Source organism: Pseudomonas poae RE*1-1-14, from assembly GCF_000336465.1.
Taxonomy (GTDB): Bacteria; Pseudomonadota; Gammaproteobacteria; order Pseudomonadales; family Pseudomonadaceae; genus Aquipseudomonas; species Aquipseudomonas poae.
This window is the reverse complement of sequence record NC_020209.1, coordinates 691,494-707,643: the sequence shown is the minus strand read 5'-3', so window position 1 is coordinate 707,643 and position 16,150 is coordinate 691,494. Positions and strand designations below refer to the sequence as shown.

Genomic DNA, 16,150 nt, shown 5'->3' with positions numbered 1-16,150 from the left:
ATCCCAGCATACACAAAGCAAATGTGGGAGAGGACTTGCTCCCGATGGCTGAGTGTCAGTCACCGCATAGGGTGACTGAACCACTGCTATCGGGAGCGAGCCCCCTCCCACATTTGGTATTGCTGCGACTTAGAGACCGTAGCTCATCAGCCGCTCATAGCGACGAGCCAGCAGCGCTTCATTATCCAGCTTCTTGAGCATCGCCAGTTGCGAACCCAATTCAGCGCGAATGGTCGCAGCGGCTGCAGCCGGGTCGCGGTGCGCGCCGCCCAATGGCTCGGCGATCACTTTGTCGACGATACCCAAGCCCTTGAGGCGATCGGCAGTGATGCCCATGGCTTCAGCGGCGTCCGGTGCCTTTTCGGCGGTTTTCCACAGAATCGAGGCGCAACCTTCCGGCGAGATCACCGCATAGGTCGAATACTGCAGCATGTTCAACTGGTCGCACACGCCAATGGCCAATGCGCCGCCAGAACCGCCTTCACCAATCACGGTGGCGATAATCGGGGTTTTCAAACGGGACATGACGCGCAGGTTCCAGGCAATCGCTTCGCTCTGGTTGCGCTCTTCGGCGTCGATGCCAGGGTAAGCGCCCGGCGTGTCGATGAAGGTCAGGATCGGCATCTTGAAACGCTCGGCCATTTCCATCAGGCGGCAGGCCTTGCGGTAGCCTTCGGGACGCGGCATGCCGAAGTTGCGGCGCACTTTCTCGCGCACTTCACGCCCTTTCTGGTGACCGATCACCATCACCGGCTGGTCGTCCAGGCGCGCAATGCCGCCCACGATAGCGGCGTCATCGGAGAAGTGACGGTCGCCATGCAGTTCGTCGAACTCGGTGAAGATGTGCTGGATGTAATCCAGGGTGTACGGACGGCGCGGGTGGCGGGCCAGGCGCGCGATCTGCCAGCTGGTCAGCTTGCCGAAGATATCTTCGGTGAGCGTGCTGCTCTTGTCTTGCAGGCGAGCGATTTCATCGCCGATGTTCAGCGAATTGTCATTGCCGACCAGGCGCAGTTCTTCGATCTTGGCTTGCAGGTCAGCGATCGGCTGTTCGAAATCAAGAAAATTCGGGTTCATAAGCGTCCGTCTTGGGTCGACGGCCAGGGCGTGCCTGGCCAGCCGGTTGTCTGTTCGCGCCCTACCTTAAGGGAGAGGCGCGTCCAGGTCGAGATTAAATGTTTCGTCGAGTTCAGGAGATTCTTTTGATGAAAAAGAAAACTGCCTGGCCGTCAACGGTATTGGAGGAAGACGTTGTCACGGCCGAACTGGTCACGCAATGCTTGAATCAAGCCGTCAGCCGGATCAATTCGCCAGGTCTCGCCGAACTGCAGCATGGCCTTGGCGTCATTGCCGGTGTACTCCATGGTCACCGGGCAGGCGCCACGGTGGCGTTTGAGCAGGTCACCCAGCCAGCGTAGCTGATCGCCCTTGAGGGCTTCGGTTTTCACCTTCAAACGCAGGCTTTCGGCCAGGTTGGTGCGCGCGTCCTCCATGCTCATCACCCGCTTGATGCGCAGGCGCAGGCCGCCGGAAAAGTCGTCGTTGCTGACCTCCCCTTCCACCACCACCATGGCGTCGGTCTGCAAAAGCGACTGGGCGGAGTGAAACGCGTCGGCAAACAGCGATGCTTCGATCCGGCCCGAGCGGTCGTCGAGGGTGATGAAGCCCATCTTGTCGCCCTTTTTGTTTTTCATCACTCGCAGGGCGATGATCATGCCGGCCACGGTCTGGGTATCGCGCGCCGGCTTCAGGTCGATGATGCGCTGACGGGCGAAACGACGAATCTCGCCTTCGTACTCGTCGATAGGGTGACCGGTGAGGTACAGGCCCAGGGTGTCTTTTTCACCCTTGAGGCGTTCCTTGAGGGTCAGGTCCTTGGCCTTGCGGTGGTTGGCGTAGACATCCGCGTCTTCTTCGACGAACAGACCGCCAAACAGGTCGGCGTGGCCGCTGTCATGGGTGCGCGCGGTCTGCTCGGCGGCCTTGATCGCTTCTTCCATGGCGGTGAGCAACACGGCACGGTTGCGGTCGATATTGGCCTGATAGGCCTTGGGCTCATCATGGAAGTGCGGGCCCAGGCGGTCGAGGGCGCCGCTGCGGATCAGGCCGTCCAGGGTGCGCTTGTTGATGCGTTTGAGGTCGACACGCGCGCAGAAATCGAACAGGTCCTTGAACGGCCCGTCCTGGCGCGCTTCGGTGATCGCCTCGACCGGGCCTTCACCCACGCCCTTGATCGCGCCCAGGCCATAGATGATGCGGCCTTCGTCGTTCACCGTGAACTTGAATTCCGAGGCGTTCACGTCCGGCGCGTCGAGGCGCAGCTTCATGGTGCGCACTTCCTCGATCAAGGTCACGACCTTGTCGGTGTTGTGCATGTCCGCCGAGAGTACCGCAGCCATGAACGGCGCCGGGTAGTGGGCCTTGAGCCAGGCAGTCTGGTACGACACCAGCCCGTAGGCGGCGGAGTGGGACTTGTTGAAACCGTAACCGGCGAATTTTTCCACCAGGTCAAAGATGTTACCGGCCAGGTCGGCATCGATATTGTTGGTCGCGCAACCTTCAATGAAACCGCCGCGCTGCTTGGCCATTTCCTCGGGTTTCTTTTTACCCATGGCGCGACGCAGCATGTCCGCGCCGCCAAGGGTGTAGCCGGCCATGACCTGGGCAATCTGCATCACCTGTTCCTGATACAGGATGATGCCGTAGGTCGGTGCCAATACCGGCTTGAGACCTTCGTACTGGTAGTCGGAGTGCGGGTAGGCCAGTTCGGCGCGGCCGTGCTTGCGGTTGATAAAGTCGTCAACCATGCCCGATTGCAACGGGCCCGGACGGAACAGGGCCACCAGTGCGATCAGGTCTTCCAGGCAGTCGGGCTTGAGCTTTTTGATCAGCTCTTTCATGCCGCGCGACTCGAGCTGGAACACGGCGGTGGTTTCGGCCTTTTGCAGCAACTGGTAAGTCGGCTTGTCGTCCAGCGGAATAAACGCGATATCCAGCGGCGCTTCGTCGACCTTGGCGCGCTCGCGGTTGATGGTCTTGAGCGCCCAGTCGATGATCGTCAGGGTGCGCAGGCCGAGGAAGTCGAACTTCACCAGGCCGGCCGCTTCCACGTCATCCTTGTCGAACTGGGTTACCAGGCCATCGCCTTCTTCGTCGCAATAAATAGGCGAAAAGTCAGTGAGTTTTGTAGGCGCGATCACCACACCACCGGCGTGCTTACCGACGTTACGCACCACGCCTTCGAGCTTGCGTGCCATGTCCCAGATTTCGGCGGCTTCTTCATCGACCTTGATGAAGTCGCGCAGGATTTCTTCCTGCTCGTAGGCTTTTTCCAGGGTCATGCCGACTTCGAACGGGATCATCTTCGACAGACGATCGGCCAAGCCGTAGGACTTACCCTGCACTCGCGCCACATCGCGGATCACCGCTTTGGCCGCCATGGAACCAAAGGTGATGATCTGGCTGACCGCGTTGCGGCCGTACTTCTCGGCCACGTATTCGATCACGCGGTCGCGACCGTCCATGCAGAAGTCGACGTCGAAGTCGGGCATGGAGACCCGTTCCGGGTTCAGGAAACGTTCGAACAGCAGGTCATATTCCAGCGGGTCGAGGTCGGTGATCTTCTGCACATAGGCCACCAGCGACCCGGCACCCGAACCCCGGCCCGGCCCTACCGGCACGCCGTTGCTTTTAGCCCACTGGATAAAGTCCATTACGATCAGGAAGTAACCGGGGAAGCCCATCTGGATGATGATATCCAGCTCGAAATTCAGCCGGTCCACGTAGACCTGACGCTTGGCCTCGTAGTCCTCGGTGGTGTCCCTGGGCAGCAGCACGCTGAGGCGTTCTTCCAGGCCATCGAAGGACACCTTGCGGAAATACTCATCGATGGTCATGCCATCGGGAATCGGGAAGTTGGGCAGGAAGTGCTTGCCCAGCTTCACTTCGATATTGCAGCGTTTCGCGATTTCGACGGAGTTTTCCAGGGCCTCGGGGAGATCGCTGAACAGCTCGGCCATCTCGTCGGCGCTTTTGAGGTATTGCTCCTCACTGTAGTTTTTCGAGCGGCGCGGGTCGTCAAGGGCGCGGCCTTCGCCGATGCACACGCGGGTTTCGTGGGCTTCGAAATCTTCCTTTTTGATAAAACGAACATCGTTGGTCGCCACCAGCGGCGCGCCCAGCTTGTCGGCCAGGGCCACGGCAGCGTGCAGATGCTCTTCGTCATTGGGGCGATTGGTACGCTGCACTTCAATATAGAAGCGATCAGGAAAAACCTGCATCCATTCGCGCGCCAGCACTTCGGCTTCCTGCGGATTGCCACCCAGCAACGCGATACCGATCTCACCCTCTTTGGCCGCCGAGAGCATGATCACGCCCTCGCTAGCCTGGGCCACCCACTCGCGCTCGATGATGATCGAGCCGTTACGCTGGCCGTCGATAAAACCACGGGAAATCAGTTCGGTGAGGTTGCGATAACCCACGCCGTTCATCGCCAACAGGCTGATGCGGCTCAGCGGGTTATCCGGGTCCTTGTTGGACAGCCACAGGTCGACGCCACAGATCGGCTTGATCCCGGCACCCATGGCGTTCTTGTAGAACTTGACCAGGGAACACATGTTGTTCTGATCGGTAACCGCTACCGCGGGCATGTTCATGCCCACCAGCGTCTTGACCAGCGGCTTGATGCGTACCAGGCCGTCGACCAGAGAGTATTCAGTGTGCAGGCGCAGGTGAACGAATGAAGCCGGCATAGTGATCCTGTCCAAACATGGAAACAACAAGGCCCGGGATTGTACCGGGCCTTGGCAAAAACATCAGCCTTGGGACTAAACCTCGATCAGGCTCTCGCGCAGCTCATAGGCCTGGCGCACCGGGGCGAACGAGCGTCTATGAATGGGCGTGGGGCCCAGCCGCGCCAGCGCTTCCAGATGAACGGGCGTCGGGTAGCCTTTATGGCCACCCATGCCGTAACCGGGATAGATCAACTCGAACGCTGCCATCTCGCGATCCCGGCTGACCTTGGCCAGGATCGAGGCCGCCGCAATCGCCGGCACCTTGCTGTCGCCCTTGACCACTGCTTCGGCCGGCATCGTCAATCGGGGGCAGCGGTTGCCATCGATCATCGCCATTTTTGGCGTGATGTGCAGGCCTTCTACCGCACGCTGCATGGCGAGCATGGTGGCATGCAGGATGTTCAGCGTGTCGATTTCTTCGACTTCGGCCCGGGCGATATGCCAGCTCAACGCCTTTTCACAGATCTCGTCGTAGAGTTTTTCACGGCGTGCTTCGGTAAGTTTTTTCGAGTCATTCAGGCCCAGGATCGGCCGACTCGGGTCGAGAATCACGGCAGCCGTCACGACTGCGCCACACAGCGGGCCGCGCCCTACTTCATCAACACCGGCCACCAGCTCGTGGGCGTGCGCAACCAGGCTGAAATCCAGACCCATTTGCTTGCTCATAAGGCCTCCTGTGTATGACCGATCAGATTCAGCACCGCATCGGCCGCCTGGTTCGAGGCATCCCGACGCAGGGTGCGGTGGATGTCGTCAAAACCACGGGTCTGCTCTTCGCCGCCATCGATCAAGGGTAGTAGGGTTTGCGCAAGGGCGGCGGGCGTTGCGTCGTCCTGCAACAACTCCGGCACCAGCAGGCGCTGGGCCAGCAGGTTAGGCAGTGAAATATAAGGGCTCTTGACCATGCGCTTGAGAATCCAGAACGTCAGCGGCGCGAGGCGATAGGCCACGACCATCGGGCGTTTGTACAGCAGAGCCTCCAGGGTCGCGGTGCCCGAGGCGATGAGCACCGCGTCGCAGGCAGCCAGGGCCAGGTGTGACTGGCCGTCGAGCAAGGTCAGCGGCAGGTTGCGCCCTTCTAGCAGCGTCTCGATCTGCGCACGGCGTTGCGGACTGGCACAGGGCAGCACGAAGCGAATACCCGGCCTGAGGGCAAGCAGGCGCTCGGCGGCATCAAAAAACAGTGCGCCCAGGCGCCCGACTTCGCCACCGCGGCTGCCCGGCATCAGCGCAACCAACGGGCCATCAGGCAATCCCAGCTCGGCACGCGCCGCAGCGCGGTCAGCCTGCAAGGGAATTGCGTCGGCCAGCGTATGGCCGACAAACCGTACCGGCACGCCCTGCTCCTCGTAGAACCGGGCCTCGAAGGGCAGCAGCGTCAGCATCAGGTCGCAGCCTTCGCGGATTTTCAACACGCGCTTCTGGCGCCACGCCCACACGGAGGGGCTGACGTAATGCACGGTCTTGATCCCGGCCTGACGCAGCTTGAGTTCGATATTAAGGGTGAAGTCCGGCGCGTCGATGCCGATAAAAACGTCGGGCTTTTCTTCGATCAGGGTCTGAATCAGCAGCTTGCGCCGTGCAAGCAATTCACGCAGCCGGCCCAGTACTTCCACCAGGCCCATGACCGACAGGCGTTCCATGGGGAAGTAGGGCGTGAGTCCTTCGGCCTGCATGAGAGGACCGCCAACGCCGATGAATTCGACTGCTGGGTGGCGGGCTTTGAGGGCCCGCATCAGGCCTGCGCCCAGAATATCGCCGGACGCTTCTCCGGCCACCAGCGCAATACGCACAGTGGCCATGATCAGCGGGTGATGCCGCGAGTCGACGCCTGGATCGAGTCACGGAACACCGCGACTTCCGGGAACAGCGTTGCCGGCTCGGTCAGTTCAGTCAGCGCCTGCTCTACCGTCAGGCCCTGGCGGTAGACCGTCTTGTAGGCGCGGCGCAAGGCATGGATGGCGTCTTCGCTGAAACCACGGCGACGCATGCCTTCAAAATTCATGCTGCGGGCTTCGGCCGGGTTGCCGAAGACCGTGACAAATGCCGGAACATCCTTGCCGATGGCGGTGCCCATGCCGGAAAAGCTGTGAGCGCCTATATGGCAGTACTGATGAACCAGCGTAAAGCCGGACAGAATCGCCCAATCGTCAACGTGCACATGGCCAGCCAACGCGGTGTTATTGACCAGGATGCAATGGTTGCCGATGACGCTGTCGTGCCCGATGTGCGCGTAGGCCATCACCAGGTTGTGATCACCCAGTGTGGTCTCGGCACGATCTTGAACGGTGCCACGGTGAATGGTCACGCCTTCACGAATGATGTTGTGATCACCGATTACCAGGCGTGTTTCCTCACCCTTGTACTTCATGTCCGGGGTGTCTTCGCCTACCGATGAAAACTGGTAGATGCGATTGTGTTTGCCAATACGGGTCGGCCCCTTGAGGATCACGTGCGGCCCGATGACAGTACCCTCGCCGATTTCCACACCTGCGCCGACGATCGACCAGGGGCCGACCTCTACGCCTGCGGCCAGTACGGCCGACGGATCGATGATTGCGCGAGGGTCAATCAAACTCATAGTTTGCGTTCCGCACAGATGATCTCGGCGGAGCACACCGGCTTGCCATCGACCGAAGCCTGGCATTCGAACTTCCAGATCTGGCGCTTGCAGCTGATGAACCTGGCTTCCAGGATCAACTGGTCACCGGGAGTGACCGGGTTGCGAAAACGCAGCTTGTCGGAACCCACGAAATAGTAAAGCGTGCCGTCGGCAGGCTTGAGGTCGAGCATTTTGAAACCAAGGATACCGGCAGCCTGGGCCATCGCTTCGATGATCAACACGCCTGGCATGATGGGATGCGCAGGAAAGTGACCGTTGAAGAATGGCTCGTTGATGCTGACATTCTTGTAGGCACGAATGCGCTTTTCCTCAATGTTCAGGTCCACTACGCGGTCTACCAGCAGGAACGGGTAACGGTGAGGCAGGTATTCGCGAATCTCGTTGATGTCCATCATTTCGGGGGGAAGCCTGTAATAAATTGGGGGCGGGCGGACTAAAAGCACGCCCCGCTAGCAAATCAAGGAGGCAGTCTTGCGGCTGTGCACACTTGATATGGAAATGGTATCAGCCTTGTGATGAAGCATTACCGTCAGGGGTCACGTCCCCGACGCGCTTTTCCAGCTGCTTGAGACGTCGGGCCATGTCGTCGAGCTGTCTCAAGCGTGCTGCACTCTTGCGCCATTCAGCTGCGGGCTGCATGGCGGTGCCGGAAGAATAGGCACCCGGCTCGGTAATCGAGTGGGTCACCATGGTCATGCCGGTAATGAACACGTTGTCACAGATATCGATATGCCCCACCAGCCCAACACCACCGGCGAGCATGCAATGCTTGCCGATTTTGGTACTGCCGGAAATGCCCACGCAGGCGGCCATGGCGGTGTGATCGCCAATCTGCACGTTGTGGGCAATCTGAATCTGGTTGTCGAGCTTCACGCCATTACCGATCACGGTATCGGCCAAGGCGCCGCGATCGACAGCGGTGTTGACGCCGATTTCAACGTCGTCGCCGATCAATACGCCGCCGACCTGGGCAATCTTGTGCCAGATACCTTTGGCATTGGCAAAACCGAAGCCTTCACCACCGATCACCGCGCCCGACTGGATCACCACACGCTGGCCGATACGCACATCGTGATACAGGGTCACCCGGGGAGCCAGCCAGCCATCGGCACCGATTTCACAGCGTGCACCGATAAAGCAATGCGCGCCGACGGTGACGCCAGCGCCAATACGCGCACCGCTCTCGATCACCGCAAAGGCGCCGATACTGGCCGCAGGATCAACCTGGGCATCCTCGGCGATCACCGCCGACGGATGAATGCCACCGGCAGCCCTGGGCTTTGGATCGAACAAGTGCGAGGCTTTGGCGTACGACAGGTACGGGTCGACCACCACCAGCGCATCCCCAACGTAACCCTCGGCGTCCGCGGCCTTCAACAACACGGCTGCGGCCTGACAGCCGACCAGGTATTTACGGTATTGGGGATTTGCGAGGAAGCTCAACTGAGCTGGGCCAGCCTCCTGCAAGGTGGCTAGCCCAGTGATTTCCTTCTCCGGGGAGCCACACAAGGTGGCGCCCAGGAACTCGGCCAACTCGCCGAGCCTGATAGTCGCGGTCATGGCTTACTTCAGCTGGTTCATGCGCTCGATCACCTGACGGGTGATGTCGTATTGAGGTTTGACGTCAATCACGGCGCCGCGCTCGAACACCAGGTCAAAGGCACCTTTCTTGATGACTTCTTCCACAGCGCTGTCGAGTTTGGGCTTGAGCTGCTTGAGCATTTCACGGTCGGCAACAGCCTTGGCTTCGTTCAGTTCCTTGGACTGGAACTGATAGTCACGGGCCTTTTGCTTGAATTCAAGCTCCAGGCGCTCGCGCTCGCCCTGCTGCATCTTGTCGCCGCCAGCAACCAGACGGTCCTGGATACCCTTGGCGCTGCTTTCCAGAGTCTTGAGTTTGGTCAGTTGCGGACCGAATTTTTTCTCGGCATCCACGGCGTAACGCTTGGCCGCGTCGGATTCAAGCAAAGCCATCTGATAGTTCAGCACGGCGATTTTCATTTCGGCGAAGGCCGGGGTGGTTACCAGCACGGTGGCCAGCAGGACCAATTGAGTCAACTTACGCACGATGTACTCCTACAGAATCCGTTGTCGTTATCTTGGGTCAGACGCTTAGAACGTCTGGCCGAGGGAGAATTGGAAAATCTGGGTTTCAGCGTTATCCGGCTTCTTGATCGGCATGGCCAGAGCGAAGCTCAACGGACCAAGCGCGGTCACCCAGGTCACACCCACACCCACGGAGCTCGCCAGATTGCTGAGGCTCACGTCGTTGCACTGGGTATTGGACTTCACGCCACTCGGGTTGGTGATCTGGTCACATTTGGAATCGAACACGTTACCCACGTCCCAGAAGACCGACGTGCGCAGGGACCGCTGGTCTTTCACGAACGGCAGCGGGAACAGGACTTCCGCGCCACCCTGGATCAACACGTTGCCACCGAACGGCAGTGGATCGTTGTCCGAGTCCACCTGCGTGCCCTGGTTACCGGTAAATGCCTGACCACGGCTTGGCGTACCACGAGGACCCAGCGTGCTGTCCTTGAAACCACGTACCGAGTTGAAACCACCTGCGTAGTAGTTCTCATAGAACGGCAGGCCATTGGTCGAACCGTAACCGTCGCCATAGCCCAGCTCAGTGTGCAGGCGCAGGGTGTAGTTGTCGGTCAACGGCTGGAACAACTGGCCGCGGTAATCAAGCTTGAAGAACGACAGGTCGCTGCCCGGCGTGGTGACTTCCGCAGTCAGGCTCTGGGAGTGGCCACGGGTCGCCAGCACACCTTTGTTCAGGGTCGATTCGGACCAGCCGGCAGACGCCTTGAAGTTCAGGAACTTGTCGCCTTCACGACGGGTGAAGTCAAAGATTTCGTCCACGGTGAACACACCGGTCTTGATCTCGTCCTGCTGCGCGGTGAGGCCGAAAGTCAGACGCGAAGTCTCACTGATCGGATAACCGATGTTGACGCCGGCACCCAGGCTGTCGATCGCGTAGCTTGCCACGTCGACGTCGAGGTCTTTGTAGTCGGTGGTGCGGTAGAAGGCGTTGTAGCCCAGGCTCACACCGTCAGCAGTCCAGTAGGGGTCGGTATAACCGAAGTTATAGCGGCTCTGGTATTCGCTTCGGGTCAGGCCGATAGACACACGGTTACCGGTACCGAGGAAGTTGTTCTGGGTGATCGAACCACCAAGGATGAGGCCGGCACTCTGTGCAAAACCGACGCTGGCGGTGATCGAACCCGAGGCTTGTTCCTCGACGGCGTAGTTCACGTCAACCTGGTCGTCCACACCCGGTACGGCCGGGGTTTCGACGTTGACTTCCTTGAAGAAGCCCAGGCGCTCAAGACGGGTCTTGGACTGGTCGATGAGGTAAGTCGACGCCCAGCCGCCTTCCATCTGGCGCATTTCACGGCGCAGCACTTCGTCGGCAGACTTGGTGTTGCCACGGAAGTTGATGCGGTTGACGTAGGCACGCTTGCCGGGATCGACCACGAAAGTGATGTCCACGGTGTGATCTTCGTCATGGGGGGTCGGCACGCCGTTGACGTTGGCGAAGGTATAGCCTTCGTTACCCAGGCGACGGGTGATCAGCTCGGACGTGGTGGTCATCAGCTTGCGCGAGAACACCTGGTCTTTCTGCACCAGCAACAGGGACTTGACCTGGTCTTCAGGGACTTTCAGGTCGCCGCTCAGCTTGACGTCACGCACCTTGTACTTCTCACCCTCATTGACGTTGACGGTGATGTACACATGCTTCTTGTCAGGGGTGATGGACACCTGGGTCGAAGCGATATCCATGTTGATATAGCCACGGTCCAGGTAGAACGAACGCAGACGCTCCAGGTCACCGGAGAGTTTTTCACGGGCGTACTTGTCATCGTTCTTGAAGAACGACAACCAGTTGGTGGTCTTGAGTTCGAACAGGCCGACCAGTTCGTCATCATCGAACTTGGTGTTGCCCACCACGTTGATGTGCTGAATGGCGGCCACGGTGCCTTCGTTGATGTTGACCTTGAGGCCGACACGGTTGCGCGGCTGCGGCACCACTTCGGTCTCGACGCTGGCCGAGTAGCGACCCTGGGCAACGTACTGACGTTGCAGCTCGTTACGCACACCTTCAAGCGTGGCACGCTGGAAGATCTCGCCCTCGGCCAGGCCCGATTGCTTGAGGCCCTTCATCAGGTCTTCAGTAGAGATCGCCTTGTTGCCTTCGATCTCGATACTGGCGACGGAAGGTCGCTCGACGACGGTGATGACCAGGACGTTACCTTCGCGACCCAGTTGGATGTCTTGAAAGAAACCGGTTTTGAACAGCGCACGAGTGGATTCCACCAGGCGACGATCATCCGCCTGTTCCCCGACGTTCAACGGCAAGGCACCAAAGACGCTACCTGCGGAAACCCGCTGGAGGCCGTTGACGCGAATATCGGAGATAGTGAAGGACTCGGCGTGAACTTCGGCGATCATCAATACGGTGAGAACCGCAGTTAGCAGCAGACGTTTCATGAAGTCCTTTCTTATTCCAACTGGCAATAAACAAACTGCCGCAAAATGCGGCAGATTCGCAATTCAGCGAAGCGTTACAGACGACCCAGATCGTTAACCAGGGCTAACAACATCACCCCGACCACCAAACTGATACCGATCTGTATCCCCCAACCCTGCACCCGATCCGACAAGGGGCGACCACGCACCCACTCGACCAGATAAAACAACAGATGCCCCCCATCCAATACAGGAATGGGCAGCAAATTCAGAACTCCAAGGCTGATACTGAGATAAGCCAGGAAATTCAGGAAATCCGCGACACCCGACTGGGCAGAAGCGCCCGCCACTTTAGCAATGGTTATCGGTCCACTCAAGTTTTTTACCGAGAGCTCGCCGAACAACATTTTCTTGAGGGACTCCAGGGTCAGCACACTCATGGTCCAGGTGCGTTTAGCACCCTCGCCGATCGCGTCCAACGGCCCGAAGCTGACCTCACGCACCATCGACGGCGGCCACTCCGGGCTTTTCACTCCGGCACCCAGGTAACCCCCGGCCGCCTTGGCTTCGCCACGAGCCGACAAGGTTACGGGGACGTCGATTTGCGCGGCATCGCGCTCGACTTTCAGCACAATTTTGCTGTCAGGCCGTACACGCACCAGGTCGACCACCTGTTGCCAGTCATTCAGCGGCTGGCCATCGAGGGCCAGCAGACGGTCGCCGGTTTTCAGACCTGCGGCCTGCGCCGGACCTTTCGGATCCAGCTCGGCGAGCACTGGCGGCAACGATGGGCGCCATGGCCGGATACCCAGGGATTTGATCGGATCAGGCTCGTCGGCACCCTTGAGCCAATGGTCCAGTGCCAATGCACGCGGAGTTTCGGCGCTGGAATCCTGCTCGCGCACCACCACATTGACGGTGCCGCTCTCACCCAGACGGCGCACCAGCTGCAAATTGACCGCGCCCCAACCCGTGGTCGGCTCGCCATCAATGGAAACTATTTCCTGCCCCGCAGTCAGACCGGCCTCGGCCGCAATACTGTCCGCCTCGACCGCGCCGATGACCGGACGCACCTGCTGGCTGCCCAGCATGGCCAACACCCAGAAGAACACCATGGCCAGCAGGAAGTTGGCGATCGGTCCGGCGGCGACAATGGCGATACGCTGACCAACGGTCTTGCGATTGAAGGACTGGTCCAACTGGTCAACCGGCACTTCGCCTTCGCGCTCATCGAGCATCTTGACGTAGCCCCCCAGCGGGATGGCTGCGATCACGAATTCGGTGCCCTGGCGATCATGCCAACGCACCAGCGGCATACCGAAGCCGACGGAAAAGCGCAGCACCTTCACGCCACAGCGGCGTGCCACCCAGAAGTGGCCGAATTCGTGAAAGGTAACCAGCACCCCCAGAGCAACCAGGGTGCCGACAATCATGTAGAGCGCACTCATCTAATTTCTCCGCATTCCAATCCAGTGCCCGCAGGCCACACATGCCCGCCGACTAACGCGCGTTGCGGTTCAGCCATTGTTCGGCCAGGACCCGGGCCTTTGTATCAGCCTCGAACACCGCCGCCAACTCATTCACGACCACTACCGGCTCAAGACTCAGGACGTCGTCGATGATACTCGCGATCTGCGGAAAGCGGATGCGCCGTTCGAGAAACGCCGCCACGGCCACTTCATTGGCCGCATTGAGCATCGCCGGTGCGCTGTTGCCCGCCTCGGCCGCCTGACGCGCCAGACGCAGACAAGGAAAACGCTGCTCATCCGGCGCTTCGAAGTCCAGGCGGGCAATGGCAAACAGGTCCAGAGGCGCGACCCCGGAATCAATGCGCTCCGGCCAGGCCAGGGCATTGGCGATGGGCGTGCGCATGTCGGGATTGCCCAACTGCGCCAGCACCGAACCGTCCACATAGTCGACCAGGGAATGAATCACACTTTGCGGGTGAATCACCACCTCGACCTGCTCCGGCCGCGCATCGAACAGCCAGCAGGCTTCTATCAGCTCCAGGCCCTTGTTCATCATGCTGGCCGAGTCGACGGAAATCTTGCGGCCCATGGACCAGTTCGGATGAGCGCAGGCCTGCTCCGGCGATACATGCTCCAGCTGCGCCAGCGGCGTTTGCCGGAAGGGCCCACCGGAGGCAGTCAAAAGAATCCGGCGCACACCCACCTGGCTCAGGCCACGCGCGAAATCACCGGGCATGCACTGAAAAATAGCGTTATGTTCGCTGTCCAGAGGCAGCAGCACGGCGCCGCTCTTGCGCACCGCCTGCATAAATAGCGCGCCGGACATCACCAGCGCCTCTTTATTGGCCAGCAGAATTTTCTTGCCGGCATCGACTGCGGCCAACGTCGGACGCAGACCGGCAGCACCGACGATGGCAGCCACCACCGTGTCGACCTCGGCGTCCGCCGACACCTGACACAACCCCTCCTCGCCCACCAGCACCCGAGTGGCCAGCCCGGCAGCGCGCAGATCATCCTGCAAGCCTCGCGCAGCCGCCGCCTCAGGCACCACGGCAAAGCGCGGCACATGGCGCACGCACAGCGCCAGCAATTCCTTCACGCGCGAAAAGCCCGTGAGGGCGAATACCTGATAACGCTCAGGATGCCGCGCAATTACATCGAGGGTGCTCAGCCCTATCGAGCCCGTAGCACCCAGCACTGTCACCTGTTGCGCACGACTCACGAAGCGATCATCCACAACAGCACGGCAAAGATCGGGATGGCGGCGGTGAGACTGTCGATACGGTCCAGCACGCCGCCATGACCCGGCAGCAGATTACTGCTGTCCTTGATCCCGGCCTGGCGCTTGAACATGCTTTCGGTAAGGTCACCCACCACCGAAATAAACACGACGATCGCCGTGCCCACCAGGCCCAGGAGAATTTCCTTCAGCGACCAGTCGCGCACTATCCCGACTATCAGCGTGATCACCAGCGTCAAGGCAAGGCCGCCGTAGACGCCTTCCCAGCTTTTACCCGGACTGACAGCCGGAGCGAGCTTGCGCTTGCCGAAGGCACGGCCGGAAAAGTACGCGCCAATATCGGCACCCCAAACCAGCACCATCACTGCCAGGATCAATTGATTACCAATCGGGAAGCGCTTGATCTCCACCAGCCCTTGCCAGGCCGGCAGCAGAATAAGCAGGCCGATCACCAATTTGCAGGCGACGCTGGACCAGTGGCCGCTGGTGCGCGGGTAGGTCAGCACGAGAAAGGTCGCCATCGCCCACCACAGCACCGCCGCGCCCAGCACCCAGGGTGCGACGTCCGGCAGGATGTACATCAGGAACAGCAGCACTGCCACCACAGCGGCGTAGACCACACGTGGCAGCTGGCTGGTGAAACCCGACAGACGCGCCCATTCCCAGGCACCCAGCGTCACGACCAGGCCGATAAACAGTGCAAAACCGGAACCGTCGAGCAGGAAAAACCCGCAAAGCGCGATGGGCAGCAGGATCAGTGCCGTGATGATTCGTTGTTTAAGCATTTAAACCCGGGCTCCAGCTTCGATCTGCTCGCTCGTTTTACCGAAGCGACGCTGACGGGAAGCGAAATCAGCCAGCGCTTTGCGCATGGCATCGTGTTTGAAGTCCGGCCAGAACAGGTCGGAGAAATACAGCTCGGTATAAGCCAGCTGCCACAGCAGGAAATTGCTGATGCGGTGTTCGCCACCGGTGCGAATGCACAAGTCCGGCAACGGCAGGTCGCCGGTCACCAGGCAGGTTTGCAACAACTCGGGCGTGATGTCTTCCGGCTGCAAGTGACCGGCCTGCACTTCTCTGGCCAGTCGCTGCGCTGCCTGGGCGATATCCCACTGACCGCCATAGTTGGCGGCGATCTGCAGCACAAAACGGTCGGCCCCGGCGGTGATCGCCTCGGCCTCGCGCATGGCGGCCTGCAGTTCCGGATGGAAGCGCGAGCGATCACCAATGATGCGCAGGCAGATGTTGTTGTCATTGAGGCGCTTGGCTTCACGACGCAGGGCCTTGAAGAACAGGTCCATCAAGGCACTGACTTCGTCGGCCGGGCGCTGCCAGTTCTCACTGGAGAAGGCAAACAGCGTGAGCACCTCGACCTTGGCCTCGGCGCACACTTCAATCACAGCCCGTACCGCGTCGACACCCGCTTTATGCCCGGCCACGCCCGGCATAAAGCGCTTCTTCGCCCAGCGATTATTCCCATCCATGATGATCGCGACATGGCGCGGCACCACGGAGGGCACAGTCTGCTTGGTCTTTTCCATGAAGG

The 16,150-nt window shown here is 60.0% G+C and carries 13 protein-coding genes; all 13 read right to left on the bottom strand.

Annotated elements, in window-relative coordinates:
* Positions 1-129: 129 nt before the first annotated feature.
* The 13 genes from H045_RS03215 to uppS all read right to left on the bottom strand — a co-directional run bounded on the left by H045_RS03215 (position 130) and on the right by uppS (position 16,145).
* Positions 130-1,077, bottom strand: a complete 948-nt coding sequence (locus H045_RS03215; RefSeq protein WP_003172288.1) for an acetyl-CoA carboxylase carboxyltransferase subunit alpha — start codon at positions 1,075-1,077, stop codon at positions 130-132.
* Between the two features lie 152 nt (positions 1,078-1,229).
* Positions 1,230-4,751 (bottom strand): DNA polymerase III subunit alpha, encoded by a 3,522-nt coding sequence (gene dnaE, locus H045_RS03210; protein WP_003231210.1) that lies wholly within the window; start codon positions 4,749-4,751, stop codon positions 1,230-1,232.
* Positions 4,752-4,826: 75 nt separating this feature from the next.
* A complete protein-coding gene (gene rnhB / locus H045_RS03205; RefSeq protein ID WP_003231212.1) occupies positions 4,827-5,459 on the bottom strand; it encodes a ribonuclease HII in 633 nt (210 codons plus the stop codon).
* Positions 5,456-6,595, bottom strand: coding sequence for a lipid-A-disaccharide synthase (lpxB, locus tag H045_RS03200; protein ID WP_015371411.1), 1,140 nt, complete (start codon positions 6,593-6,595; stop codon positions 5,456-5,458). The genes rnhB and lpxB overlap by 4 nt, the downstream gene beginning before the upstream one ends.
* A gap of 2 nt (positions 6,596-6,597) precedes the next feature.
* Positions 6,598-7,374, bottom strand: coding sequence for an acyl-ACP--UDP-N-acetylglucosamine O-acyltransferase (lpxA, locus tag H045_RS03195; RefSeq protein ID WP_003231217.1), 777 nt, complete (start codon positions 7,372-7,374; stop codon positions 6,598-6,600).
* The gene (fabZ, locus tag H045_RS03190; RefSeq protein ID WP_003231219.1) at positions 7,371-7,811 is read right to left on the bottom strand and encodes a 3-hydroxyacyl-ACP dehydratase FabZ; all 441 of its coding nucleotides are present in this window, start codon (positions 7,809-7,811) and stop codon (positions 7,371-7,373) included. Before fabZ ends, lpxA begins: the two co-directional genes overlap by 4 nt.
* Positions 7,812-7,920: 109 nt before the next feature.
* A complete protein-coding gene (lpxD, locus tag H045_RS03185; RefSeq protein ID WP_015371410.1) occupies positions 7,921-8,976 on the bottom strand; it encodes a UDP-3-O-(3-hydroxymyristoyl)glucosamine N-acyltransferase in 1,056 nt (351 codons plus the stop codon).
* 3 nt (positions 8,977-8,979) lie between these two features.
* Positions 8,980-9,483: an OmpH/Skp family outer membrane protein gene (locus tag H045_RS03180; protein WP_003189173.1), complete on the bottom strand. Its 504-nt coding sequence runs from the start codon at positions 9,481-9,483 to the stop codon at positions 8,980-8,982.
* Between the two features lie 45 nt (positions 9,484-9,528).
* Positions 9,529-11,916, bottom strand: coding sequence for an outer membrane protein assembly factor BamA (gene bamA, locus H045_RS03175; protein ID WP_003231223.1), 2,388 nt, complete (start codon positions 11,914-11,916; stop codon positions 9,529-9,531).
* Between the two features lie 74 nt (positions 11,917-11,990).
* Positions 11,991-13,343: a sigma E protease regulator RseP gene (rseP, locus tag H045_RS03170; protein ID WP_015371409.1), complete on the bottom strand. Its 1,353-nt coding sequence runs from the start codon at positions 13,341-13,343 to the stop codon at positions 11,991-11,993.
* A gap of 52 nt (positions 13,344-13,395) precedes the next feature.
* Positions 13,396-14,586 carry a 1-deoxy-D-xylulose-5-phosphate reductoisomerase gene (gene ispC, locus H045_RS03165; protein WP_003231227.1) on the bottom strand — a complete coding sequence of 397 codons (1,191 nt, stop codon included), beginning with the start codon at positions 14,584-14,586 and terminating at the stop codon, positions 13,396-13,398.
* Positions 14,583-15,389 carry a phosphatidate cytidylyltransferase gene (locus H045_RS03160; RefSeq protein WP_015371408.1) on the bottom strand — a complete coding sequence of 269 codons (807 nt, stop codon included), beginning with the start codon at positions 15,387-15,389 and terminating at the stop codon, positions 14,583-14,585. Before H045_RS03160 ends, ispC begins: the two co-directional genes overlap by 4 nt.
* Positions 15,390-16,145: a polyprenyl diphosphate synthase gene (gene uppS, locus H045_RS03155; RefSeq protein WP_003231231.1), complete on the bottom strand. Its 756-nt coding sequence runs from the start codon at positions 16,143-16,145 to the stop codon at positions 15,390-15,392.
* Positions 16,146-16,150: the final 5 nt, after the last annotated feature.